Source organism: Streptomyces sp. BR123, assembly GCF_013401435.1.
Classification (GTDB): Bacteria; Actinomycetota; Actinomycetes; order Streptomycetales; family Streptomycetaceae; genus Streptomyces.
The window spans coordinates 17,058-40,633 of record NZ_JACBGN010000033.1; the positions used below are offsets into that span (position 1 = coordinate 17,058).

A 23,576-nucleotide genomic window follows, 5' to 3' on the forward strand; every position below is an offset into this window, starting at 1 on the left:
AAGATGTCACGCATACGGGCCGCGGTGCTGGGTTCACCGATCGAGCACTCCCTCTCACCGGTGTTGCACCGCGCCGCGTACCAGGAGCTCGGCCTCGACGACTGGTCGTACGACCGCTTCGAGATCGACGAGGCCGCGCTCCCCGGGTTCGTCTCCGGCCTCGGCCCCGAGTGGGCCGGACTGTCCCTGACCATGCCGCTCAAGCGGGCGATCATCCCGCTGCTCGACGGCATCAGCGAGACCGCCGCCGCCGTCGAGGCGGTCAACACCGTCGTCCTCACCGAGGACGGCCGCCGCCTCGGCGACAACACCGACATCCCCGGGATCGTCGCCGCCCTCCACGAGCGCGGCGTCGACAAGGTCGACAGCGCCGCCATCCTCGGAGCCGGCGCCACCGCCTCCTCCGCCCTGGCCGCCCTCGCCCGGATCTGCACCGGCGAGGTCACCGCCTACGTCCGCTCGCGGCTCCGCGCCGAGGAGATGCTCCGGTGGGGCGAGCGGCTGGGCGTCCCCGTCCGCACCGAGGAGTGGTCGCAGGCCGCCGAGGCCCTCACCGCCCCCCTGGTGATCGCCACCACCCCGGCCGGTGCCACGGACAAGCTGGTCAGCGCGGTCCCCGACGCCCCCGGCACCCTCTTCGACGTCCTGTACGAGCCCTGGCCGACCGCCCTCGCCGCCGTCTGGTCGGAGCGCGGCGGCCGACTCCTCGGCGGCCTGGACCTCCTGGTCCACCAGGCGGTCCTCCAGGTCGAGCAGATGACCGGCTGCGCCGCCGGGCCGCTGGCCGCGATGCGCGCCGCGGGTGAGGCCGCCCTGCGCGACCGCCGCCACTGATCCGCACCCGACGGATCCGGCACCGCCGCGCATCCGACACCTGATGCACTCCACCGGTCGATCTTGCCCGGGCTTGGGGGCACCGGTCAGGGTGGGTCGGGTGCACCGCCGTCCCGCCAGCTGGACCGGGACCGGCGCACCGGCCCGGACGTGGGAGGATCGGGTATGGCGGGTCCGGGCCGCGCGCCCCCAGCAGCCACTGGGAGGTGCCCCCAGGACCGCGCCGCCGCTGTACCAGGCGCGAGCATGAGGAGCATCGTTGAGCAGGTTGCGTTGGCTGACCGCTGGGGAATCGCACGGTCCGGCGCTGGTGGCGACGCTGGAGGGGCTTCCCGCCGGCGTTCCGGTGACCACGGAGCTGGTGGCCGACCACCTGGCGCGGCGCCGGCTCGGGTACGGGCGCGGTGCGCGGATGAAGTTCGAGCAGGACGAGGTGACGTTCCTCGGCGGTGTCCGGCACGGACTGTCGCTGGGCTCGCCGGTCGCGGTGATGGTCGGGAACACCGAGTGGCCGAAGTGGGAGAAGGTCATGTCGGCCGACCCCGTGGACCCCTCGGAGCTGAAGGAGACCGGCCGCAACGCGCCGCTGACCCGGCCGCGCCCGGGCCACGCCGACCTGGCCGGCATGCAGAAGTACGGGTTCGACGAGGCCCGGCCGATCCTGGAGCGCGCCAGCGCCCGTGAGACCGCCGCCCGTGTCGCCCTCGGCGCCGTCGCCCGCTCCTTCCTGAAGGAGGCCGCCGGCATCGAGATCGTCTCGCACGTGGTCGAACTCGCCTCCGCGAAGGCCCCGTACGGCGTGTACCCGACCCCGGCGGACGTCGAGAAGCTCGATGCCGACCCGGTGCGCTGCCTCGACGAGGACGCGTCGAAGGCGATGGTCGCCGAGATCGACCAGGCCCACAAGGACGGCGACACGCTCGGCGGCGTCGTCGAGGTCCTCGCCTACGGCGTCCCCGTCGGCCTGGGCTCGCACGTGCACTGGGACCGCCGCCTGGACGCCCGCCTCGCGGCGGCGCTGATGGGCATCCAGGCCATCAAGGGCGTCGAGGTCGGCGACGGCTTCGAACTCGCCCGCGTCCCCGGCTCGAAGGCCCACGACGAGATCGTCGCCACCCCCGAGGGCATCAAGCGCACCACCGGCCGCTCCGGCGGGACCGAGGGCGGCCTGACCACCGGCGAACTGCTGCGCGTGCGCGCCGCGATGAAGCCCATCGCGACCGTCCCGCGCGCCCTGGCCACCGTCGACGTGGCCACCGGCGAGGCCGCGGCCGCGCACCACCAGCGCTCCGACGTCTGCGCCGTCCCCGCCGCCGGCATCGTCGCCGAGGCCATGGTCGCCCTGGTCCTCGCCGACGCCGTGGTGGAGAAGTTCGGCGGTGACTCGGTGGCCGAGACCCGCCGCAACGTGCAGTCGTACCTCGACAACCTGCACATCCGGTGACCGGCGGCCCCCTGGTCGTCCTCGTCGGCCCCATGGGATCCGGCAAGTCCACGGTGGGGGAGCTGCTGGCCCGGCGGCTCGGCGTCCCCTACCGGGACACGGACGCCGACATCGTCGCGGCCCAGGGCCGCCCGATCTCGGACATCTTCGTCGACGAGGGCGAGCCGTACTTCCGTGAGCTGGAACGGCAGGCGGTCGCCGCCGCCGTCGCCGAGCACACCGGAGTCCTCGCCCTCGGCGGCGGCGCCGTCCTCGACGCGGGCACCCGCGAGGTGCTGGCCGGCCTGCCGGTCGCCTACCTCTCGATGGACGTCGAGGCAGCCGTCCGGCGCGTCGGCCTGGGCGCCGCCCGCCCGCTGCTCGCCGTCAACCCGCGCCGCCAGTGGCGCGAGCTGATGGAGGCACGCCGCCCCCTGTACACCGAAGTAGCGCGCGTCGAGGTGCCCACCGACGACCGCACCCCCGAAGAGGTCGCCCAGGCGGTCCTCGACGCTCTGGAGTTGAAGGACGTATGACAGACCAGGTGACGCGGATCCACGTCGGCGGCAGCGCCGGACACGAGCCGTACGACGTGCTGGTCGGCCGGCAGCTGCTCGGCGAGCTCGGCGGCCTCATCGGCACCAAGGCCCAGCGGATCGCCGTGATCCACCCCGAGGCGCTGGCCTCGACCGGCGAGGCCCTGCGCGACGACCTCGCCGACCAGGGCTACGAGGCGATCGCCATCCAGGTGCCGAACGCCGAGGAGGCCAAGACGGCCGAGGTGGCCGCGTACTGCTGGAAGGCGCTCGGCCAGTCCGGCTTCACCCGCACCGACGTCATCGTCGGCGTCGGCGGCGGTGCCACCACCGACCTGGCGGGCTTCGTCGCGGCGACCTGGCTGCGCGGGGTGCGCTGGATCGCCGTGCCGACCACCGTCCTGGCGATGGTGGACGCGGCCGTCGGCGGCAAGACGGGCATCAACACGGCCGAGGGCAAGAACCTCGTGGGCGCCTTCCACCCGCCCGCCGGCGTGCTGTGCGACCTCGCCGCGCTGGAGTCGCTGCCGGTCAACGACTACGTCAGCGGCCTCGCCGAGATCATCAAGGCCGGCTTCATCGCCGACCCCGCCATCCTCGACCTGATCGAGGCCGACCCGGCCGCCGCCCGCACCCCGGACGGCCCGCACACCGCGGAACTCATCGTCCGCTCCATCCGGGTCAAGGCGGACGTCGTCTCCGGCGACCTGAAGGAATCGGGCCTGCGGGAGATCCTCAACTACGGCCACACCCTCGCGCACGCCATCGAGAAGAACGAGCGCTACAAGTGGCGGCACGGCGCGGCCGTTTCGGTCGGCATGGTGTTCGCCGCCGAGCTCGGCCGGCTCGCGGGCCGACTCGACGACGCGACCGCCGACCGGCACAAGGAGATCCTGGCCTCCGTCGGCCTGCCGCTGACCTACCGCGGCGACCAGTGGCCCAAGCTGCTCCAGACCATGCAGGTCGACAAGAAGTCCCGCGGCAACCTGCTGCGCTTCATCGTCCTCGACGGTCTGGCCAAGCCGACCGTCCTGGAGGGACCCGACCCGGCGCACCTGATCGCCGCGTACGGCGAGGTGTCCGCATGAGCCGCAAGGTGCTGGTGCTGAACGGCCCCAACCTCGGCAGGCTCGGCTCCCGCGAACCCGACGTGTACGGGGCCACTTCGTACGCCGGGCTCGTCGAGACCTGCCGGGAGTTGGGCGCGGAGCTCGGCTTCGACGTCGAGGTCCGCGAGACCAACGACGAGGGCGAGATCATCCGCTGGCTCCACGAGGCGGCCGACGGGAAGGTCCCGGTGGTCATCAACCCCGGTGCGTTCACGCACTACTCGTACGGGATGAGGGACGCGGCCGCGCAGCGCACCGCCCCCCTGATCGAGGTGCACATCTCGAACCCGTACGCGCGGGAGGAGTTCCGGCACACCTCCGTCATCGCCTCGGTGGCGACGGGCACGGTGGCGGGCTTCGGGATCGGCTCGTACCGGCTGGCGCTGCGCGCCCTGGCGGACGAGGTCGACCGCTGACGGTGCTGGTGGGCGGCACCGCCCCGGCAGTCATATAACGTTCTCGCATCAGTCGGTGGAACGAGACGGAGTGGCAGCGGATGCACCAGGGATGGGGGGCGGCCGGCAGCGGCGGCTGGGGCCCGCCGGGACACCAGCCGGCGGTGCCACCGCAGCCGCCGATACCGCCCGCACAGGGCTGGCCTCCGCCCCCGCAACCGCAGGTGCCGCCGCACCTGCCGCCGCCCGGGCCGGAGGCCACCGGGCACATCCCGCTGCCGCCCGTCGTCGCGGTGCCGGGGCCCGCAGCCGGCCCCGGCACCGGCGGCGGCACGGGCACGAGCACGGGCACGGGCACGGCGATGCTGGCCGTGCTGCTCATCGGGCCGGCGGGCGCCGGCAAGACCACGGTCGCCCGGCACTGGGCGAACTCGCGGCCCGTGCCGACCGCGCACATCAGCCTCGACGACGTCCGCGAATGGGTCTGCTCGGGCTTCGCCGACCCCCAGGCCGGCTGGAACGACCAGTCCGAGGCCCAGTACCGGCTGGCCCGCCGCACCTGCGGTTTCGCCGCCCGCAACTTCCTGGCCAACGGGATCTCCTGCATCCTCGACGACGCCGTCTTCCCCGACCGCCCCGTCGTGGGCCTCGGCGGCTGGAAGCGCCACGTCGGCCCCACCCTCCTGCCCGTGGTGCTGCTGCCCGGCCTGGAGATCGTCCTGGAGCGCAACGCCCAGCGCTCCGGCAACCGCCGCCTCTCGGACGAGGAGGTCGCCCGGATCCACGGCCGGATGGCCGGCTGGTACGGCTCCGGCCTGCCGATCATCGACAACTCGGACCTGGACGTGGAGGGCACCGCCCGGGCCCTGGACGAGGCCCTGGCCCGCGCGATCACCGCCTCCGCCTTCTGAGCTCCGCTGGAAGCAGGCCCCGTACGGAGGCGCTCACCGGGCCGGACACGCCGGGCGCTCGTAGTCTCGAAGACATGTCAGACGTGTACGCGGCCCGCCGTGGCCTGCTTCGCGACCGCTGTGCCGCCGCCGGAAACGCCGCCGCACTGATCACGCGTCCGGCGAACGTCCGCTACCTCGCCGGGGGCTCCCCGCGCGACGCCGTCCTCCTCGTCGGACCGGGTGCCGAGGACACCCTGTTCACTGTCGGGCCCCCGACCGGGGAGGTCGACGAGGGCCGCCTCGACGACCGGCTCGCCGTCAGCGTGCTGCCCACCCGGGGCGCCGACGCCGCGGTCGCCGCCGCCGACCTGGCCGGATCGGCCAGGGCCGAAACCCTCGCGGTCGAGGAGCACCACCTCACCGTCGCCCGGTACCGCGCCCTCGAATCCGTCGCGCCCCGGCTGCGGCTCAGCGACCTCGGCGCCGCTGTGGAACAGCAGCGCCTGGTCAAGGACGAGGAGGAGATCGCCTGCCTGCGGATCGCCGCCGAGATCGCCGACCAGGCGCTGGGCGAACTGCTGGAGTCGATCCTCGTCGGCCGTACCGAACGCCACCTCGCCCTGGAGCTGGAACGCCGGCTCGTCGACCACGGGGCCGACGGCCCGGCCTTCCCGACCTCCGTCGGCACCGGTCCCCATTCCGGGCGCTCCCGGCACCGTCCCTCCGACCGGCGGGTCGAGGAGGGCGACTTCCTCTCCGTCTGCCTCGGAGCGAACTACCGCGGATACCGGTGCGAGATCGGCCGAACCTTCGTGATCGGCACCAGCCCGGCCGACTGGCAGATCGAGCTGTACGACCTCGTCTTCGCGGCCCAGCGGGCGGGACGGGAGGCCCTGCTGCCGGGCGCCGCCTGCCGCGACGTGGACCGCGCGGCCCGATCCGTGCTGGACTCGGCCGGCCACGGGGAGGCCCTCGCTCCGTCGACCGGACACGGTGTCGGCCTCGAAATCGACGAGGACCCGCAGCTTGCACCTACGGCAATGGGTAAACTGGACGCTTGCGTGCCGGTCACCGTCGAACCGGGGGTCCACCTCCCGGGCCGGGGCGGGGTCCGGATCGATGACACGCTCGTCGTGCGCCCCGAGGCGGACGGCGGTCCCGAGCTACTCACCATTACGACCAAGGAGCTGCTCGCACTGTAGTCCGGTGTGCCGGGCTGGGCGCGCACCCCTGGTCTTCCAGTGCAGGAGATTCCGCAACCGTGGCTTCCACGAACGACCTCAAGAACGGCATGGTGCTCAAGCTCGACGGTGACCAGCTCTGGTCCGTCGTCGAGTTCCAGCACGTCAAGCCCGGCAAGGGCCCGGCCTTCGTGCGCACCAAGCTCAAGAACGTGCTGTCCGGCAAGGTCGTCGACAAGACCTTCAACGCGGGCGTGAAGGTCGAGACGGCCACCATCGACCGACGCGACATGCAGTTCTCGTACATGGACGGCGACTACTTCGTCTTCATGGACATGCAGACCTACGACCAGCTGCACGTCGACCGCAAGGCCGTCGGCGACGCCGCCAACTTCCTCATCGAGGGCTTCACCGCCTCCGTGGCCCAGCACGAGGGATCGGTGCTCTACGTCGAGCTCCCGGCCGCCGTCGAGCTGACCATCCAGCACACCGACCCGGGCGTCCAGGGCGACCGCTCCACCGGCGGCACCAAGCCGGCCACCCTGGAGACCGGCCACGAGATCCAGGTCCCCCTCTTCGTCACCACCGGCGAGAAGGTCAAGGTCGACACCCGCACCAGCGACTACCTCGGCCGGGTGAGCAGCTAACCGTGGCTGCCCGCAGCAACGCGCGCAAGCGCGCCTTCCAGATCCTCTTCGAGGCCGACCAGCGCGGGGTGCCCGTGCGCGAGGTCCTCGCGGACTGGGTCCGCCACGCGCGGTCGGACGACCGGCAGCCGCCGGTCAACGCCTTCACGATGGATCTCGTCGAGGGCTACGCCGACAAGGTGAAGCGCATCGACGACCTGATCGTCACCTACGCCGTGGACTGGGATCTCGACCGCATGCCGGTCGCCGACCGGAACATCCTGCGGCTCGGTGCGTACGAGCTGATCTGGGTGGACGAAACCCCGGACGCCGTGGCGATCGACGAGGCCGTGCAGCTGGCCAAGGAGTTCTCCACGGACGAGTCGCCCTCGTTCGTCAACGGCCTCCTGGCACGCTTCAAGGACCTGAAGCCGAGCCTGCGCCGGGGCGAGTAGCCCCCGGGAAGCCGCCCGGCACGACACAAGGGCCCGCAGCGCAGCCGCGCAGCGGGCCCCTGTGTCCGTCCGCGGGCGCTCGGCCGCCGACCCGGAAGGCACCCGTACGAGAAACCGGTGTGGGCCGGGAGCCCCTTCAGGCTCCCGGCCCACACCGGTAACGTTTCTGCTGGTCCGGGGCCGGATCAGGCGTCTTCGTGCGCCACGGCGCGACGCGCGTCCGCGTCCAGGACGCCCCAGCTGATCAGCTGCTCGGTCAGGACCGAGGGCGACTGGTCGTAGATGACCGCGAGGGTGCGCAGGTCGTCCTGGCGGATCGACAGCACCTTGCCGTTGTAGTCGCCGCGCTGGCTCTGGATGGTCGCAGCGTAGCGCTGGAGCGGACCGGCCTTCTCGGCGGGCACGCCCGCCAGGCGCTCCAGGTCGAGACGCAGCTTCGGCGGCGGCTCGGCCGCCCCGCCGGGGGTGGTGCCCGGCAGAAGCTCCTGCACCGGCACCCCGTAGAAGTCCGCCAGCTCGGCGAGGCGCTGGACGGTCACGGCGCGGTCCCCGCGCTCGTACGAACCGACCACCACGGCCTTCCACCGGCCCTGCGACTTCTCCTCGACACCGTGGAGGGAGAGGCCCTGCTGGGTGCGGATGGCGCGGAGCTTGGCCCCGAGCTGTTTGGCGTATTCGCTGGACATAACGCTCCCGGACGCTGTGACGCTGTGACTACATGGAGACCATGCGGCTCCGCCGCGCGGCTGGTAACTCACTGTGAGGTTACGCAGCGTGACTTGGATGCGTCAAGCCGAATGCCGTCGCTCGCCCACGCAAGAGCGGCGCGGCGCCGCCCCGGTTCGGCTCCACCGAATCCCCCTGGTACCGTGGACGGCGTTGTACAGACGTCCTTTAAGGTCCGTCCCGTGAGGCGGAGAAGGAGGTCCTTTCCATGGACGCTCAGGCTGCCCAGAACGCCATTGGCGCTGGCGCCGATGCGATGCGCCCCGTGCTCGAGGCACAGGACATCGCGCGGGTGCTGACCCGCATCGCCCACGAGATCGTCGAACGCGCCAAGGGCGCCGACGACGTGGTGCTCCTCGGCATCCCCACCCGCGGCGTGTCCCTCGCCCGCCGGCTGGCCGCCAAGCTCGAAGAGATCACCGGATCGAAGATCCCGGTCGGGTCCCTCGACATCACGATGTACCGCGACGACCTGCGGATGAAGCCGGCCCGCGCCATCGGTCGCACCGAGATCCCGGGCGACGACATCGACGGCCGCCTCGTCGTCCTCGTCGACGACGTCCTCTTCTCCGGCCGCACCATCCGGGCCGCCCTCGACGCCCTCGGCGACCTCGGCCGCCCCCGCGCCGTGCAGCTCGCGGTCCTCGTCGACCGCGGCCACCGGGAACTGCCGATCCGCGCCGACTACGTCGGCAAGAACCTGCCCACCTCACTGCGGGAGACCGTCAAGGTCCAGCTCCAGGAGGAGGACGGCCGTGACGCCGTACTGCTCGGCCAGCAGACCGCCCCGGCGGTCGCGCAGCAGCCGTAGCCGTACCCACGGACCCCCGTACGCCCGTACGAGTGAAGGGCCCCGCTCCCGGGGCCCGCGCGCCGGCCTGCCCTGCCCGCACGCCGGCGAGCCAGCCCCGCCGCTCTGACCTCCCCCGACTTACGGAGCACCCAGATGATGCGCCACCTCATCTCGGCCGCCGACCTCACGCGCGACGACGCCGTCCTGATCCTCGACACAGCCGAGGAGATGGCCCGGGTCGCCGACCGGCCGATAAAGAAGCTGCCCACCCTCCGAGGCCGCACGATCTGCAACCTCTTCTTCGAGGACTCCACCCGCACCCGGATCTCCTTCGAGGCCGCCGAGAAGCGGCTCTCCGCCGACGTCATCAACTTCGCGGCCAAGGGCTCCTCGGTCTCCAAGGGCGAATCCCTCAAGGACACCGCCCAGACCCTGGAGGCCATGGGCGTCGACGCCGTCGTCATCCGCCACCACGCCTCCGGCGCCCCCTACCGGCTCGCCACCTCCGGCTGGATCGACGCCCCCGTCATCAACGCCGGCGACGGCACCCACCAGCACCCCACACAGGCCCTGCTGGACGCCTTCACCATGCGCCGCCGCCTCGTCGGCCGGGACGCGGGCCTCGGCAAGGGCCTCGACGGCCGCCGGATCACCATCGTCGGCGACGTCCTGCACAGCCGCGTCGCCCGCTCCAACGTCGACCTGCTGCACACGCTCGGCGCCGAGGTCACCCTCGTGGCCCCGCCCACCCTGCTCCCCGTCGGCGTCGGCACCTGGCCCTGCGAGGTGTCGTACAGCCTCGACGAGGTGCTGCCGAAGTCCGACGCCGTCATGATGCTGCGTGTGCAGCGCGAACGCATGAACGCCGCGTTCTTCCCCACCGAGCGCGAGTACTCCCGCCGCTACGGGCTCGACGCCACCCGGATGGCGAAGATGCCCGAGCACGCCGTCGTCATGCACCCCGGCCCCATGGTCCGCGGCATGGAGATCACCGCCGAGGTCGCCGACTCCGACCGCTGCACGGTCGTCGAGCAGGTCGCCAACGGCGTGTCCATCCGCATGGCCGTCCTGTACCTGCTGCTCGGCGGCTCCGAGCCCGCCGTCACCACCACCACCGCCGCCCGCACTGCCGAGGAGACCAAGTAACCATGACCAAGATCCTGATCCGCGGTGCGAAGGTCCTCGGCGGCGAGGCGCAGGACGTCCTGATCGACGGCGAGACCATCGCCGCCACCGCCCGGCAGGGCGAAATCGACCGGAGTGGTACCGGACTCTCCGCCGACGGCGTCGACACCGTCATCGAGGCCGCCGGCCAGGTCCTCCTCCCCGGCCTCGTCGACCTCCACACGCACCTGCGCGAGCCCGGCCGCGAGGACTCCGAGACCGTCCTCACCGGCACCCGCGCCGCCGCGTCCGGCGGCTACACCGCCGTCTTCGCCATGGCGAACACCTTCCCCGTCGCCGACACCGCCGGCGTCGTCGAGCAGGTCTACCGGCTCGGCCAGGAGGCCGGCTACTGCGACGTCCAGCCGATCGGCGCCGTCACCGTCGGCCTGGAGGGCAAGAAGCTCTCCGAGCTCGGCGCCATGCACGAGTCCGCCGCCAAGGTCACCGTCTTCTCCGACGACGGCAAGTGCGTCGACGACGCCGTGATCATGCGCCGCGCCCTGGAGTACGTGAAGGCCTTCGGCGGCGTCATCGCCCAGCACGCCCAGGAGCCCCGCCTGACCGAGGGCGCCCAGATGAACGAGGGCATCGTCTCCGCCGAGCTGGGCCTGGGCGGCTGGCCCGCCGTCGCCGAGGAGTCGATCATCGCCCGCGACGTCCTCCTCGCCGAGCACGTCGGCTCCCGCGTCCACATCTGCCACCTCTCCACCGCCGGCAGCGTCGAGATCGTCCGCTGGGCCAAGTCCCGCGGCATCGACGTCACCGCCGAGGTCACCCCGCACCACCTCCTCCTCACCGACGAGCTGGTCCGCTCCTACAACCCCGTCTACAAGGTCAACCCGCCGCTGCGCACCGAGCGCGACGTCATGGCCCTGCGCGAGGCCCTCGCCGACGGCACGATCGACATCGTCGCCACCGACCACGCCCCGCACCCGCACGAGGACAAGGACTGCGAGTGGGCCGCGGCCGCCATGGGCATGGTCGGCCTGGAGACCGCCCTCTCCGTCGTCCAGCAGACCATGGTCGAGACCGGCCTCCTCGACTGGGCCGGCGTCGCCGAGCGCATGTCCTTCGCCCCGGCCCGCATCGGCGGCCTCTCACACCACGGGCGCCCCGTCTCGGCAGGTGAACCCGCGAACCTCGTGCTCGTCGACACCTCGTACCGTGGTGTCGTGGACCCCGCACACTTCGCCTCCCGCAGCCGCAACACGCCCTACGAGGGCCGCGAGCTTCCGGGACGCGTCACTCACACCTTCCTGCGGGGCCGTACAACGGTCGTGGACGGGAAACTGGCGTGACACCTGGAGCAATCCGACTGGCCGCAGGGGCTGCCGAACAGAAGTCGGCGGAGGTGACGGACTGGGGCGCCCGCATCGCGTGGGTGATCGGTCTGCTCCTCTTCATCGCCTTCGTGTACTGGCTGATGCGGCAGGGCTGGAAATGGCGCGGCGCCCTGCAGGGCAACCTGCCGGAACTGCCCGCCGCCCCCGGCGGACTCCCCGAGCACCGGCTGGTCCTCACCGGCCGGTACCACGGGTCCACCACCGCCGGGCAGTGGCTCGACCGGATCGTCGCCCACGGTCTGGGCGTGCGCAGCCGCGTCGAACTCACGCTCACGGACGAGGGCCTCGAAGTGGTCCGTCCGGGTGCCACCGACTTCTTCGTACCGGCCGCGCAGCTGCGCGGCGCCCGCCTCGACAAGGGGATCGCGGGCAAGGTACTCACCGAGGGCGGTCTGCTCGTCGTCACCTGGGCGCACGGCGACACGCTGATCGACTCCGGATTCCGCTCCGACCGGGCGGCCGAACACGCCGCCTGGGTCGAAGCCGTCAACCACATGAACACATCCACCACGACGGAAGGCGCCGAACGATGACGACCTCCACCAGGGGAGCAGCCAAAGCTCCCGCCGTACTCGTCCTGGAGGACGGCCGCATCTTCCGCGGCCGCGCCTACGGCGCAGTGGGGGAGACCTTCGGCGAGGCCGTGTTCTCCACCGGCATGACCGGCTACCAGGAGACCCTCACCGACCCGTCGTACCACCGGCAGGTCGTCGTGATGACCGCCCCGCACGTCGGCAACACCGGCGTCAACGACGAGGACCCCGAGTCGGCCCGCATCTGGGTCTCCGGCTACGTCGTCCGCGACCCCGCCCGCATCCCCTCCAACTGGCGCTCCCGGCGCTCCCTCGACGAGGAGCTCGCCGCCCAGGGCGTCGTCGGCATCAGCGGCATCGACACCCGAGCCCTGACCCGCCACCTGCGCGAGCGCGGCGCCATGCGCGTCGGCATCTTCTCGGGCGAGGCCTTCGAGGGCGTCCGCGACGAGGCCCTGCTGGCCCGCGTCCAGGAATCCCCCCAGATGAAGGGTGCCAACCTCTCCGCCGAGGTCGCCACCAAGGAGCCGTACGTCGTCCCCGCGATCGGCGAGAAGAAGTTCACCGTCGCCGCCGTCGACCTCGGCATCAAGGGCATGACCCCGCACCGCATGGCCGAGCGCGGCATCGAGGTGCACGTCCTGCCCGCCGCCGCCACCGTCGAGGACATCTACGCGGTGCAGCCGGACGGCGTGTTCTTCTCCAACGGCCCCGGCGACCCGGCCACCGCCGACCACGCCGTCTCCGTCATGCAGGGCGTCCTGGAGCGCAAGACGCCGCTCTTCGGCATCTGCTTCGGCAACCAGATCCTCGGCCGCGCCCTCGGCTTCGGCACCTACAAGCTGAAGTACGGCCACCGCGGCATCAACCAGCCGGTCCAGGACCGGACCACCGGCAAGGTCGAGGTCACCGCGCACAACCACGGCTTCGCCGTCGACGCGCCCCTCGACAAGGTCTCCGAGACGCCCTACGGCCGCGCCGAGGTCTCCCACGTCTGCCTCAACGACAACGTGGTGGAGGGCCTCCAGCTGCTCGACCAGCCGGCCTTCAGCGTCCAGTACCACCCCGAGGCCGCCGCGGGCCCGCACGACGCCGCGTACCTCTTCGACCGCTTCACGTCTTTGATGAGCACCGCCCTGATGGAGGCCGAGCGTGCCTAAGCGCACCGATATCCAGTCCGTCCTGGTCATCGGCTCCGGCCCGATCGTCATCGGCCAGGCCGCCGAGTTCGACTACTCCGGGACCCAGGCCTGCCGCATCCTCAAGGCCGAGGGCCTGCGGGTCATCCTGGTCAACTCCAACCCCGCGACGATCATGACCGACCCGGAGATCGCCGACGCCACCTACGTCGAACCGATCACCCCCGAGTTCGTCGAGAAGATCATCGCCAAGGAGCGCCCCGACGCCCTCCTGCCCACCCTCGGCGGCCAGACGGCCCTGAACACCGCCATCTCCATGCACGAGCAGGGCGTGCTGGAGAAGTACAACGTCGAGCTCATCGGCGCCAACGTCGAGGCCATCAACAAGGGCGAGGACCGCGACCTCTTCAAGGAGGTCGTCGAGGAGGTCCGCCGGAAGATCGGCCACGGCGAGTCCGCCCGCTCGGTCATCTGCCACACCATGGACGAGGTCCTCGCCGGCGTGGACACCCTCGGCGGCTACCCCGTCGTCGTCCGCCCCTCCTTCACCATGGGCGGCGCCGGCTCCGGCTTCGCCCACGACGAGGAGGAGCTGCGCCGCATCGCGGGCCAGGGCCTCACGCTCTCCCCGACCACCGAGGTGCTCCTGGAGGAGTCCATCCTCGGCTGGAAGGAGTACGAGCTGGAGCTGATGCGCGACAAGGCCGACAACGTCGTGGTCGTCTGCTCCATCGAGAACTTCGACCCGATGGGCGTCCACACCGGCGACTCCATCACCGTCGCCCCGGCGATGACCCTGACCGACCGCGAGTACCAGCGGCTGCGCGACATCGGCATCGCGATCATCCGCGAGGTCGGCGTCGACACCGGCGGCTGCAACATCCAGTTCGCCGTCAACCCCGAAGACGGCCGCATCATCGTCATCGAGATGAACCCGCGCGTCTCCCGGTCCTCGGCGCTCGCCTCCAAGGCCACCGGCTTCCCGATCGCCAAGATCGCCGCCAAGCTGGCCGTCGGCTACACGCTCGACGAGATCCCGAACGACATCACCGAGAAGACCCCGGCCTCCTTCGAGCCGACCCTCGACTACGTCGTCGTCAAGGCCCCCCGCTTCGCCTTCGAGAAGTTCCCGGCCGCCGACGCCACCCTCACCACCACGATGAAGTCGGTGGGCGAGGCCATGGCCATCGGCCGCAACTTCACCGAGGCCCTGCAGAAGGCCCTGCGCTCCCTGGAGAAGAAGGGCTCGCAGTTCACCTTCACCGGCGAGCCCGGCGACAAGGACGCGCTGCTCCTCGCGGCGGTCCGCCCGACCGACGGCCGCATCAACACCGTCATGCAGGCCATCCGCGCCGGCGCCACCCAGGAGGAGGTGTTCGCGGCCACCAAGATCGACCCGTGGTTCGTCGACCAGCTCTTCCTGATCAAGGAGATCGCCGACGAGCTCGCCTCCGCCGAGCGCCTCGAGCCCGCCCTGCTCGCCGAGGCCAAGCGGCACGGCTTCTCCGACTCCCAGATCGCCGAGATCCGCGACCTGCGCGAGGACGTCGTCCGCGAGCTGCGCCACGCCCTCGGCGTACGCCCCGTCTACAAGACGGTCGACACCTGCGCCGCCGAGTTCGCCGCGAACACCCCGTACTTCTACTCGTCCTACGACGAGGAGTCCGAGGTCGCCCCCCGCGAGAAGCCCGCTGTGATCATCCTCGGCTCCGGCCCGAACCGCATCGGCCAGGGCATCGAGTTCGACTACTCCTGCGTCCACGCCTCCTTCGCCCTGAGCGACGCCGGCTACGAGACCGTGATGGTCAACTGCAACCCGGAGACCGTCTCCACCGACTACGACACCTCCGACCGCCTGTACTTCGAGCCGCTGACCCTCGAAGACGTGCTGGAGATCGTCCACGCCGAGTCCCTCGCCGGCCCCATCGCGGGCGTCGTCGTCCAGCTCGGCGGCCAGACCCCGCTCGGCCTCGCCCAGGCGCTCAAGGACAACGGCGTCCCCGTGGTCGGCACCTCCCCGGAGGCCATCCACGCCGCCGAGGACCGCGGCGCCTTCGGCCGGGTCCTCGCCGAGGCCGGCCTGCCCGCCCCCAAGCACGGCACGGCCACCACCTTCGCGGGAGCGAAGGCGATCGCCGACGAGATCGGCTACCCCGTCCTCGTCCGCCCGTCCTACGTGCTCGGCGGCCGCGGCATGGAGATCGTCTACGACGAGGCGCGCCTGGAGTCGTACATCGCCGAGTCCACCGAGATCTCCCCGACCCGCCCGGTGCTGGTCGACCGCTTCCTCGACGACGCGATCGAGATCGACGTCGACGCCCTCTACGACGGCACCGAGCTCTACCTCGGCGGCGTCATGGAGCACATCGAGGAGGCCGGCATCCACTCCGGCGACTCGGCCTGCGCCCTGCCCCCGATCACCCTCGGCGGCTTCGACATCAAGCGCCTGCGCGCCTCCACCGAGGCCATCGCCAAGGGCGTCGGCGTCCGCGGCCTGATCAACATCCAGTTCGCGATGGCCGGCGACATCCTCTACGTGCTGGAGGCCAACCCGCGTGCCTCCCGCACCGTGCCCTTCACCTCGAAGGCCACCGCGGTCCCGCTCGCGAAGGCCGCCGCCCGCATCTCGCTCGGCGCCACCATCGCCGAGCTGCGCGCCGAGGGCATGCTGCCGAAGACCGGCGACGGCGGCACCCTGCCGCTGGACGCGCCGATCTCCGTCAAGGAGGCCGTGATGCCGTGGTCGCGCTTCCGCGACATCCAGGGCCGCGGCGTGGACACCGTCCTCGGCCCGGAGATGCGCTCCACCGGCGAGGTCATGGGCATCGACTCGGTCTTCGGCACGGCCTACGCCAAGTCGCAGGCCGGCGCCTACGGCCCGCTGCCCACGAAGGGCCGCGCGTTCATCTCCGTCGCCAACCGCGACAAGCGCTCGATGATCTTCCCGGCCCGCGAGCTCGTCGCCCACGGCTTCGAGCTGCTCGCCACCTCCGGCACCGCCGAGGTCCTGCGCCGCAACGGCATCAACGCCACCGTGGTCCGCAAGCTCAGCGAGGGCGAGGGCCCCGGCGGCGAGAAGACCATCGTCCAGCTCATCCACGACGGCCAGGTCGACCTGATCGTCAACACCCCGTACGGCACCGGCGGCCGTCTCGACGGCTACGAGATCCGCACCGCGGCCGTCGCCCGCGGCGTCCCGTGCCTCACCACGGTCCAGGCACTCGCCGCGGCCGTCCAGGGCATCGAGGCCCTGGGCCACGGCGAGGTCGGCGTCCGCTCCCTCCAGGAGCACGCCGAGCACCTGACCGCCGCACGCGACTGACAACCCGTACGGACAGGGGGACACCACGAGCGCGACGCGCGGCGGTGTCCCCCTCTTCATGAGCGCACAAGGGAACTCCCGGACTATGTACAAGCTGTTCTTCAACCTGGTCTTCAAGCGGATGGACCCCGAGGAAGCCCACTACCTGGCCTTCCGCTGGATCCGCCTCGCCGCCCGCACCCCGGTGCTGCGCACCTTCGCCGCGGCCGCCCTCGCCCCCCGCCACAAGGAGCTGCGCACCGAGGCCCTCGGCCTGCGCATGCACGGTCCCTTCGGCCTCGCCGCGGGCTTCGACAAGAACGCCGTGGCCATCGACGGCATGTCCATGCTCGGCTTCGACCACGTCGAGATCGGCACGGTCACCGCCCGGGCACAGCCCGGCAACCCCAAGAAGCGGCTGTTCCGCCTCGTGCCGGACCGCGCGCTGATCAACCGGATGGGCTTCAACAACGAGGGCTCGGCGGCCGTGGCAGCCCGCCTGGCCGCCCGCAAGGCGGTCTTCCGGACCGTCGTGGGGGTCAACATCGGCAAGACCAAGGTGGTGCCCGAGGAAGAGGCCGTGGCGGACTACGTCACCTCCACCGAGCGCCTGGCCCGCCACGCCGACTACCTCGTCGTCAACGTCTCCTCGCCGAACACCCCGGGCCTGCGCAACCTCCAGGCCACCGAATCCCTGCGCCCCCTCCTCACGGCCGTTCGCGAGGCTGCGGACCGCACCGTCACCGACCGCCGCGTCCCCCTCCTGGTGAAGATCGCACCCGACCTCGCCGACGAGGACGTGGACGCGGTCGCCGACCTCGCCCTGGAGCTCGGCCTGGACGGCATCATCGCCACCAACACCACCATCGCCCGCGAGGGCCTGGGCCTGAAGTCCGACCCCGCCCTGGTCAAGGAGACCGGCGGCCTGTCCGGTGCCCCCGTCAAGCAGCGCTCCCTGGAAGTCCTGCGCCGCCTGTACGCCCGCGTGGGCGACCGCCTGGTCCTCGTCGGGGTCGGGGGCATCGAGAACGCCGACGACGCCTGGCAGCGGATCCTGGCCGGCGCCACGCTCATCCAGGGGTACAGCGCGTTCATCTACGAGGGCCCGTTCTACGCCCGCGCCATCCACAAGGGCCTGGCCGCCCGCCTGGCCGCCAGCCCGTACGCCACCCTCGCCGAGGCCGTCGGCGCCGAAACCCGAAAGGCCGCCTCGTGATGCCCCTCTCCTTCGGTACCCGCCTGCGCTCCGCCATGGACGAGCGCGGGCCGCTCTGCGTCGGCATCGACCCGCACGCCTCCCTGCTGTCCTCCTGGGGGCTGAGCGACGACATCGCCGGCCTGGAGCGGTTCTCCCGCACCGTGGTCGAGGCGCTCGCCGACACGGTGGCCGTCTTCAAGCCCCAGGCGGCCTTCTTCGAGCGCTTCGGCTCGCGCGGCATCGCGGTCCTGGAGCAGACCGTGGCCGACGCCCGGGCGGCCGGCACGCTCGTGGTCATGGACGCCAAGCGGGGCGACATCGGCTCCACCATGGCCGCGTACGCCGAGACCTTCCTCCGCGAGGACTCGCCGCTGTTCTCCGACGCCCTGACCGTCTCCCCGTACCTCGGCTACGGCTCGCTGGCCCCTGCCGTGGAGCTGGCCCGCGAGTCCGGCGCCGGCCTGTTCGTCCTCGCCCTGACCTCGAACCCCGAGGGCGCCGAGGTCCAGCGGGCGGTCCGCGAGGACGGCCGCACCATCGGCGCGACCATGCTGGCCCACCTGGCCGAGGAGAACGCGGGCGCCACGCCCATGGGGTCCTTCGGCGCCGTCGTCGGCGCGACCCTGGGCGACCTGTCCTCCTTCGACCTGGACATCAACGGCCCGCTGCTCGCCCCCGGCATCGGCGCGCAGGGCGCCGAGGCAGCCGACCTGCCGCGGGTCTTCGGCACGGCCGTGCGCAACGTCGTGCCGAACGTGTCGCGCGGGGTCCTGCGGCACGGGCCGGACGCCGGCGCCCTGCGCCGTGCGGCGGCCCGATTCGCCGACGAGATCCGCGTGGCCGTCGCCGCCTGAGCGCGCCGACCGGGGTGCGCGTCGTACGGTCTGACGAAAATCGAACGTCTTTCACCGGACAAAACCAGGGTGGTTTGTCCGTGATGTACGGTTCAGTGGAGGCTGACCAGGACTTTTCGTCCGTTCTCGCTGACTGGAGCGGTTGTGGCCGCTAGTCTCCGACCAGAGTGAACGAGCAGCGAACGAGTTCCACCGCTGTTCGGGCCCTCGCCTGGTGTGGCGCCCTCGGGCTCCCCACCGGTCCGTATATCCGACAGTTCGACATCCGAGGTGACGTAGGCGTGGCTCTTCCGCCCCTTACCCCTGAACAGCGCGCAGCCGCGCTCGAAAAGGCCGCCGCGGCTCGCCGGGAGCGGGCCGAGGTGAAGAATCGACTCAAGCACTCCGGCGCCTCGCTCCAAGAGGTCATCAAGACGGGCCAGGAGAACGACGTCATCGGCAAGATGAAGGTCTCCGCCCTGCTGGAGTCCCTGCCTGGCGTGGGCAAGGTCCGCGCCAAGCAGATCATGGAGCGCCTCGGCATCTCCGAGTCCCGGCGTGTCCGAGGTCTCGGCTCCAACCAGATCGCCTCCCTGGAGCGTGAGTTCGGCACTCCTGCCGGCTGACGTGTTGCCCGGAGTTCCTCCGGCGTTCTCAGGCAGTCCCGAGAACCTGGATAATCGCTCTATGGCAGCAGAGGTTCGTCCGCGGCTGACCGTGCTCTCCGGCCCTTCGGGTGTCGGCAAGAGCACGGTCGTCGCGCATATGCGCAAGGTCCACCCCGAGGTGTGGCTCTCGGTGTCGGCCACCACCCGCAAGCCGCGGCCCGGTGAACGACACGGAGTCCACTACTTCTTCGTCAACGACGACGAGTTCGACAAGCTGATCGCCAACGGCGAGCTGCTGGAGTGGGCCGAATTCGCGGGCAACCGCTACGGCACACCGCGCGGCGCGGTGACCGAGCGACTGGAGAACGGCGAGCCCGTTCTCCTGGAGATCGACCTCCAGGGCGCCCGCCTCGTGCGCGAGTCCATGCCCGAGGCCCGGCTGGTCTTCCTGGCCCCGCCGAGCTGGGAGGAACTGGTCCGCCGGCTCACCGGCCGGGGCACCGAGTCCGCCGAGGTCATCGAGCGCCGGCTGGAGACGGCCAAGGTCGAGCTGGCCGCCGAGTCCGAGTTCGACACCACCCTGGTCAACACCTCCGTCGAGGACGTGGCGCGCGAGCTGCTAGCCTTGATGGACGTTGTGTGATCGCTGGCCGGTGCTCCATCCGCTCCGGATGACCCGCTCGGCCAACGTCTGATCTTTCACCCGTATCTTCGGAAGGTAGAGCGTGTCCTCTTCCATCACTGCGCCCGAGGGCATCATCAACCCGCCGATCGACGAGCTGCTCGAGGCCACGGACTCGAAGTACAGCCTCGTGATCTACGCGGCCAAGCGCGCGCGTCAGATCAACGCGTACTACTCGCAGCTCGGTGAGGGCCTGCTCGAGTACGTCGGCCCCCTCGTGGACACCCACGTCCACGAGAAGCCGCTTTCGATCGCGCTGCGCGAGATCAACGCGGGTCTGCTGACCTCCGAGGCCATCGAGGCCCCGGCCCAGTAAGGCACCGAGAATTCCTTGCACCACAGGCCCGGCAGCACATCTGCCGGGCCTGTGGTGTGTCATAGGTACGTAGCAACGGTCAGCCGAAGGGGCGTGTGTGGTGGGTAAGCCGAAGGTCGTGCTCGGGGTGAGCGGCGGGATCGCCGCCTACAAGGCGTGCGAGCTGCTGCGCCGGCTGACCGAGTCCGGCCACGACGTACGGGTGGTCCCCACCGCGTCGGCCCTCAACTTCGTCGGCGAGGCCACCTGGGCCGCCCTCTCCGGAAACCCGGCGGGAACGGAGGTCTGGGAGAGCGTCCACGAGGTGCCGCACGTGCGCATCGGCCAGACCGCAGACCTCGTCGTCGTCGCCCCCGCCACCGCGGACATGCTGGCCAAGGCCGCCCACGGCCTGGCCGACGACCTCCTCACGAACACCCTGCTCACCGCCCGCTGCCCGGTGGTCTTCGCCCCCGCCATGCACACCGAGATGTGGGAGCACCCCGCCACCCAGGAGAACGTGTCCACGCTGCGCCGCCGCGGCGCCGTCGTGATCGAGCCCGCGGTCGGCCGGCTCACCGGCAAGGACACCGGCAAGGGCCGGCTGCCCGACCCCGAGGAGATCTACGAGGTCTGCGTCCGGGTCCTGGCCCGCGGGGCGGCGGCCGAGCCCGACCTGGCCGGGCGCCACGTGGTGATCAGCGCCGGCGGCACCCGCGAGCCCCTCGACCCGGTCCGCTTCCTCGGCAACCGCTCTTCCGGCAAGCAGGGCTACGCGCTGGCCCGCACCGCCGTGGCCCGGGGGGCGCGGGTGACCCTCGTCGCCGCCAACACGGCGCTCGCCGACCCGGCCGGGGTGGACGTCGTCCGCGTCGGCACCGCCGTGCAACTGCGGGAGGCCGTGCTCAAGGCGGCCGCCGACGCCGACGCCGTGGTGATGGCCGCGGCCGTGGCCGATTTCCGGCCGGCCGCGTACGCCTCCGGCAAGATCAAGAAGAAGGACGGGCAGGATCCCGCCCCCGTCGCCCTCGTCCGCAACCCCGACGTCCTCGCCGAGATCTCGGCCGACCGGGCCCGGAAGGGGCAGGTCATCGTCGGGTTCGCGGCGGAAACCGACGAAGTTCTGGCGAACGGGCGCGCCAAGCTCCTCCGCAAGAAGTGTGACCTTCTCGTCGTGAACGAGGTCGGCGAGGCGAAGACCTTTGGATCCGAGGAGAACGAAGCGGTGATCCTTTCCTCTGACGGTCAAGAGGTAGCAGTCCCCTACGGTCCCAAGGAGGCCCTGGCGGACGCCGTTTGGGACCAGGTCGCCCCCCGACTCACCTGACGGAAGGCCCTTCTCGAAGCCGATTCCATGAGCCAGAATGGAGTGCCGCAGGTCACACGCCTCCCAGAAGGCGAGACGGGTGGTCCGGCGAACGGTGGCGACCGATAAACTGCATTCGGAACGTGACCGGGCGCAGCCCCCGGTAAGGTTTCGCCAAATGATCAGCCAGCAGCCGCTGCAACCCCAGGGAGCGATGTGTCCCGCCGCCTGTTCACCTCGGAGTCCGTCACCGAGGGCCACCCCGACAAGATCGCTGACCAGATCAGCGACACGATCCTCGACGCACTCCTCACGGAGGACCCGACCTCGCGTGTGGCCGTGGAGACGCTCATCACCACCGGTCTCGTCCACATCGCCGGCGAGGTGACGACGAAGGCGTACGCGCCGATCGCGCAGCTCGTCCGCGACAAGATCCTCGAGATCGGCTACGACTCCTCGAAGAAGGGCTTCGACGGCGCCTCCTGCGGCGTGTCGGTGTCCATCGGCGCGCAGTCCCCGGACATCGCGCAGGGCGTCGACACCGCGTACGAGCAGCGCGTCGAAGGTGACGAGGACGAGCTCGACAAGCAGGGCGCCGGCGACCAGGGCCTGATGTTCGGCTACGCGTGCGACGAGACGCCCGAGCTGATGCCCCTCCCGATCCACCTCGCGCACCGGCTCTCCCGCCGCCTGTCCGAGGTCCGCAAGAACGGGACCATCCCGTACCTGCGCCCCGACGGCAAGACCCAGGTCACCATCGAGTACGACGGCGACAAGGCCGTCCGCCTCGACACGGTCGTGGTCTCCTCGCAGCACGCCTCCGACATCGACCTGGAGTCGCTGCTCGCGCCCGACATCCGCGAGTTCGTCGTCGAGCACGTCCTCAAGGAACTCGTCGAGGACGGCATCAAGCTGGACACCGACGGCTACCGCCTGCTGGTCAACCCGACCGGCCGCTTCGAGATCGGCGGCCCGATGGGCGACGCCGGCCTGACCGGCCGCAAGATCATCATCGACACGTACGGCGGCATGGCCCGCCACGGCGGCGGCGCGTTCTCCGGCAAGGACCCGTCGAAGGTCGACCGCTCCGCCGCGTACGCGATGCGCTGGGTCGCCAAGAACGTGGTCGCCGCCGGCCTGGCCTCGCGCTGCGAGGTGCAGGTCGCGTACGCCATCGGAAAGGCCGAGCCCGTCGGCCTCTTCGTCGAGACCTTCGGCACCGCCAAGGTCGACGTGGCCAGGATCGAGGACGCCATCGGCGAGGTCTTCGACCTCCGCCCGGCCGCGATCATCCGCGACCTCGACCTGCTCCGCCCGATCTACGCCCGGACCGCCGCCTACGGCCACTTCGGCCGTGAGCTGCCGGACTTCACCTGGGAGCGCACCGACCGCGTCGACGCCCTGCGCGCCGCCGCCGGTCTGTAGGACGGTCCGCAGGACCCAAGCGCACCCGAGCGCGCTGCGTACGGCCCCGGCCCCTGTGGTCCGGGGCCGTACGCGTTCCCCAGCGGACCGTGCGCGTTGCCCAGCGGGCCGTGCGCGTTGCCCAGCGGGCCGTGCGCGTTGCGTCGCCGCCGGCCGACACCTCGGGAGGCCGCCCGCACCCCGTCCGCTGTCGGTGGGGTTTGGTAAGAATGCGGGTGTGAGCAGCGAGAACGATTCCGGCCGGGGGGGCGGGCACAAGGCGCCCGGCGACCCGCCGGAGCAGCTTGCGCTCATGCGCGAGATGGTCGCCGAGGCCAAGGCCAAGGCACCCAAGGCCAAGCCGCGCACCTGGCGGGGCGCGGCCCTCGCCCACGACCTGCCGATCGCCCGAGTCCTCGTCAACAAGGGCGTGCTCCACCTCGACCAGCTCTGGGACTACGCCGTCCCCGAGGAGCTCTCCGAGGCCGCGCAGCCCGGCGTCCGCGTCCGCGTCCGCTTCGGCGCCGGCTCCCACCACGTCCACGGCGGACGCCGCGAGGGCGGCCGGCTGATCGACGGGTTCATCGTCGAGCGGCGCGCCGAGTCCGACTACAGCGGGGCGCTGGCCGCCCTGGCCCACGTCGTCTCGCCCGAGGCCGTGCTCACCCCGGGCATGCTCGCCCTCGCCCGCGCCATCGCCGACCGGTACGCCGGCAGCCTCGCCGACGTCCTCCAGCTGGCCCTGCCCCCGCGCAACGCCCGCGCCGAGTCCAAGCCCTCCCCGGAGCCGCTGCCC

At 71.5% G+C, this 23,576-nt stretch carries 23 protein-coding genes and 1 pseudogene; 23 read left to right on the forward strand and 1 reads right to left on the reverse strand.

The genetic code is table 11. The features are described from left to right. The first annotated feature begins 3 nt into the window (after positions 1-3). From HYE82_RS08175 to nusB, 9 genes are all read left to right on the forward strand, one after another. Entirely contained in the window at positions 4-834 is an 831-nt protein-coding gene (locus HYE82_RS08175; RefSeq protein WP_179173281.1) for a shikimate dehydrogenase, read from the forward strand. Between the two features lie 259 nt (positions 835-1,093). Continuing rightward, entirely contained in the window at positions 1,094-2,278 is a 1,185-nt protein-coding gene (gene aroC / locus HYE82_RS08180) for a chorismate synthase (RefSeq protein ID WP_179173282.1), read from the forward strand. Then, complete coding sequence (locus HYE82_RS08185; RefSeq protein WP_179173283.1) at positions 2,275-2,793, forward strand: shikimate kinase; 519 nt, start codon at positions 2,275-2,277, stop codon at positions 2,791-2,793. Before aroC ends, HYE82_RS08185 begins: the two co-directional genes overlap by 4 nt. Further along, a complete protein-coding gene (gene aroB, locus HYE82_RS08190) occupies positions 2,790-3,881 on the forward strand; it encodes a 3-dehydroquinate synthase (protein WP_179173284.1) in 1,092 nt (363 codons plus the stop codon). Before HYE82_RS08185 ends, aroB begins: the two co-directional genes overlap by 4 nt. Next, complete coding sequence (gene aroQ / locus HYE82_RS08195) at positions 3,878-4,318, forward strand: type II 3-dehydroquinate dehydratase (protein ID WP_179173285.1); 441 nt, start codon at positions 3,878-3,880, stop codon at positions 4,316-4,318. Before aroB ends, aroQ begins: the two co-directional genes overlap by 4 nt. 80 nt (positions 4,319-4,398) lie before the next feature. Next, entirely contained in the window at positions 4,399-5,208 is an 810-nt protein-coding gene (locus HYE82_RS08200) for an AAA family ATPase (protein ID WP_179173286.1), read from the forward strand. A gap of 74 nt (positions 5,209-5,282) precedes the next feature. Continuing rightward, positions 5,283-6,392: an aminopeptidase P family protein gene (locus HYE82_RS08205; RefSeq protein ID WP_179173287.1), complete on the forward strand. Its 1,110-nt coding sequence runs from the start codon at positions 5,283-5,285 to the stop codon at positions 6,390-6,392. A 59-nt stretch (positions 6,393-6,451) separates the two neighbouring features. Further along, a complete protein-coding gene (gene efp, locus HYE82_RS08210) occupies positions 6,452-7,018 on the forward strand; it encodes an elongation factor P (protein WP_179173288.1) in 567 nt (188 codons plus the stop codon). 2 nt (positions 7,019-7,020) lie between these two features. Next, positions 7,021-7,452, forward strand: a complete 432-nt coding sequence (nusB, locus tag HYE82_RS08215; RefSeq protein ID WP_179173289.1) for a transcription antitermination factor NusB — start codon at positions 7,021-7,023, stop codon at positions 7,450-7,452. Between the two features lie 185 nt (positions 7,453-7,637). On the opposite strand, the gene bldD is transcribed toward nusB, so the two are convergent. Further along, positions 7,638-8,138, reverse strand: coding sequence for a transcriptional regulator BldD (gene bldD / locus HYE82_RS08220; RefSeq protein ID WP_030841550.1), 501 nt, complete (start codon positions 8,136-8,138; stop codon positions 7,638-7,640). A gap of 248 nt (positions 8,139-8,386) precedes the next feature. Between bldD and pyrR the strand changes: the two genes are divergently transcribed. From pyrR to HYE82_RS08290, 14 genes and pseudogenes are all read left to right on the forward strand, one after another. Next, positions 8,387-8,989, forward strand: a complete 603-nt coding sequence (pyrR, locus tag HYE82_RS08225) for a bifunctional pyr operon transcriptional regulator/uracil phosphoribosyltransferase PyrR (protein WP_256987011.1) — start codon at positions 8,387-8,389, stop codon at positions 8,987-8,989. A 135-nt stretch (positions 8,990-9,124) separates the two neighbouring features. Further along, entirely contained in the window at positions 9,125-10,117 is a 993-nt protein-coding gene (locus HYE82_RS08230) for an aspartate carbamoyltransferase catalytic subunit (protein WP_179173290.1), read from the forward strand. A gap of 2 nt (positions 10,118-10,119) precedes the next feature. Beyond that, a complete protein-coding gene (locus HYE82_RS08235) occupies positions 10,120-11,436 on the forward strand; it encodes a dihydroorotase (protein WP_179173291.1) in 1,317 nt (438 codons plus the stop codon). Beyond that, positions 11,433-12,014 carry a hypothetical protein gene (locus tag HYE82_RS08240; RefSeq protein WP_179173292.1) on the forward strand — a complete coding sequence of 194 codons (582 nt, stop codon included), beginning with the start codon at positions 11,433-11,435 and terminating at the stop codon, positions 12,012-12,014. Before HYE82_RS08235 ends, HYE82_RS08240 begins: the two co-directional genes overlap by 4 nt. Then, positions 12,011-13,174, forward strand: a complete 1,164-nt coding sequence (gene carA / locus HYE82_RS08245) for a glutamine-hydrolyzing carbamoyl-phosphate synthase small subunit (protein WP_179173293.1) — start codon at positions 12,011-12,013, stop codon at positions 13,172-13,174. The genes HYE82_RS08240 and carA overlap by 4 nt, the downstream gene beginning before the upstream one ends. After that, a complete protein-coding gene (carB, locus tag HYE82_RS08250) occupies positions 13,167-16,475 on the forward strand; it encodes a carbamoyl-phosphate synthase large subunit (protein ID WP_179173294.1) in 3,309 nt (1,102 codons plus the stop codon). The genes carA and carB overlap by 8 nt, the downstream gene beginning before the upstream one ends. Positions 16,476-16,560: 85 nt before the next feature. Continuing rightward, positions 16,561-17,670: a quinone-dependent dihydroorotate dehydrogenase gene (locus HYE82_RS08255; RefSeq protein ID WP_179173295.1), complete on the forward strand. Its 1,110-nt coding sequence runs from the start codon at positions 16,561-16,563 to the stop codon at positions 17,668-17,670. After that, positions 17,670-18,506: an orotidine-5'-phosphate decarboxylase gene (pyrF, locus tag HYE82_RS08260; RefSeq protein WP_179173296.1), complete on the forward strand. Its 837-nt coding sequence runs from the start codon at positions 17,670-17,672 to the stop codon at positions 18,504-18,506. The genes HYE82_RS08255 and pyrF overlap by 1 nt, the downstream gene beginning before the upstream one ends. A 281-nt stretch (positions 18,507-18,787) precedes the next feature. Then, the gene (locus tag HYE82_RS08265) at positions 18,788-19,111 is read left to right on the forward strand and encodes an integration host factor (protein ID WP_008740406.1); all 324 of its coding nucleotides are present in this window, start codon (positions 18,788-18,790) and stop codon (positions 19,109-19,111) included. A gap of 61 nt (positions 19,112-19,172) precedes the next feature. Then, the gene (gmk, locus tag HYE82_RS08270) at positions 19,173-19,736 is read left to right on the forward strand and encodes a guanylate kinase (protein WP_179173297.1); all 564 of its coding nucleotides are present in this window, start codon (positions 19,173-19,175) and stop codon (positions 19,734-19,736) included. An 82-nt stretch (positions 19,737-19,818) separates the two neighbouring features. Then, positions 19,819-20,091 (forward strand): DNA-directed RNA polymerase subunit omega, encoded by a 273-nt coding sequence (gene rpoZ / locus HYE82_RS08275; RefSeq protein ID WP_004948662.1) that lies wholly within the window; start codon positions 19,819-19,821, stop codon positions 20,089-20,091. 100 nt (positions 20,092-20,191) lie between these two features. Beyond that, complete coding sequence (gene coaBC, locus HYE82_RS08280) at positions 20,192-21,397, forward strand: bifunctional phosphopantothenoylcysteine decarboxylase/phosphopantothenate--cysteine ligase CoaBC (protein WP_179173298.1); 1,206 nt, start codon at positions 20,192-20,194, stop codon at positions 21,395-21,397. Positions 21,398-21,592: 195 nt separating this feature from the next. Beyond that, the gene (gene metK / locus HYE82_RS08285; RefSeq protein ID WP_179173299.1) at positions 21,593-22,801 is read left to right on the forward strand and encodes a methionine adenosyltransferase; all 1,209 of its coding nucleotides are present in this window, start codon (positions 21,593-21,595) and stop codon (positions 22,799-22,801) included. A gap of 292 nt (positions 22,802-23,093) precedes the next feature. Then, positions 23,094-23,576 (forward strand): annotated as a pseudogene (locus HYE82_RS08290) (primosome assembly protein PriA); the annotation flags it as partial.

What these genes read in the sequence shown, in the direction of transcription:
- HYE82_RS08175 (WP_179173281.1), top strand. Translation starts at nt 4, where the DNA reads ATGTCACGCATACGGGCCGCGGTGCTGGGTTCACCGATCGAGCACTCC.
- aroB (WP_179173284.1), top strand. Translation starts at nt 2,790, where the DNA reads ATGACAGACCAGGTGACGCGGATCCACGTCGGCGGCAGCGCCGGACAC.
- aroQ (WP_179173285.1), top strand. Translation starts at nt 3,878, where the DNA reads ATGAGCCGCAAGGTGCTGGTGCTGAACGGCCCCAACCTCGGCAGGCTC.
- HYE82_RS08200 (WP_179173286.1), top strand. Translation starts at nt 4,399, where the DNA reads ATGCACCAGGGATGGGGGGCGGCCGGCAGCGGCGGCTGGGGCCCGCCG.
- HYE82_RS08205 (WP_179173287.1), top strand. Translation starts at nt 5,283, where the DNA reads ATGTCAGACGTGTACGCGGCCCGCCGTGGCCTGCTTCGCGACCGCTGT.
- bldD (WP_030841550.1), bottom strand. Translation starts at nt 8,138, where the DNA reads ATGTCCAGCGAATACGCCAAACAGCTCGGGGCCAAGCTCCGCGCCATC.
- pyrR (WP_256987011.1), top strand. Translation starts at nt 8,387, where the DNA reads ATGGACGCTCAGGCTGCCCAGAACGCCATTGGCGCTGGCGCCGATGCG.
- HYE82_RS08230 (WP_179173290.1), top strand. Translation starts at nt 9,125, where the DNA reads ATGATGCGCCACCTCATCTCGGCCGCCGACCTCACGCGCGACGACGCC.
- HYE82_RS08235 (WP_179173291.1), top strand. Translation starts at nt 10,120, where the DNA reads ATGACCAAGATCCTGATCCGCGGTGCGAAGGTCCTCGGCGGCGAGGCG.
- carA (WP_179173293.1), top strand. Translation starts at nt 12,011, where the DNA reads ATGACGACCTCCACCAGGGGAGCAGCCAAAGCTCCCGCCGTACTCGTC.
- HYE82_RS08255 (WP_179173295.1), top strand. Translation starts at nt 16,561, where the DNA reads ATGTACAAGCTGTTCTTCAACCTGGTCTTCAAGCGGATGGACCCCGAG.
- pyrF (WP_179173296.1), top strand. Translation starts at nt 17,670, where the DNA reads ATGCCCCTCTCCTTCGGTACCCGCCTGCGCTCCGCCATGGACGAGCGC.
- gmk (WP_179173297.1), top strand. Translation starts at nt 19,173, where the DNA reads ATGGCAGCAGAGGTTCGTCCGCGGCTGACCGTGCTCTCCGGCCCTTCG.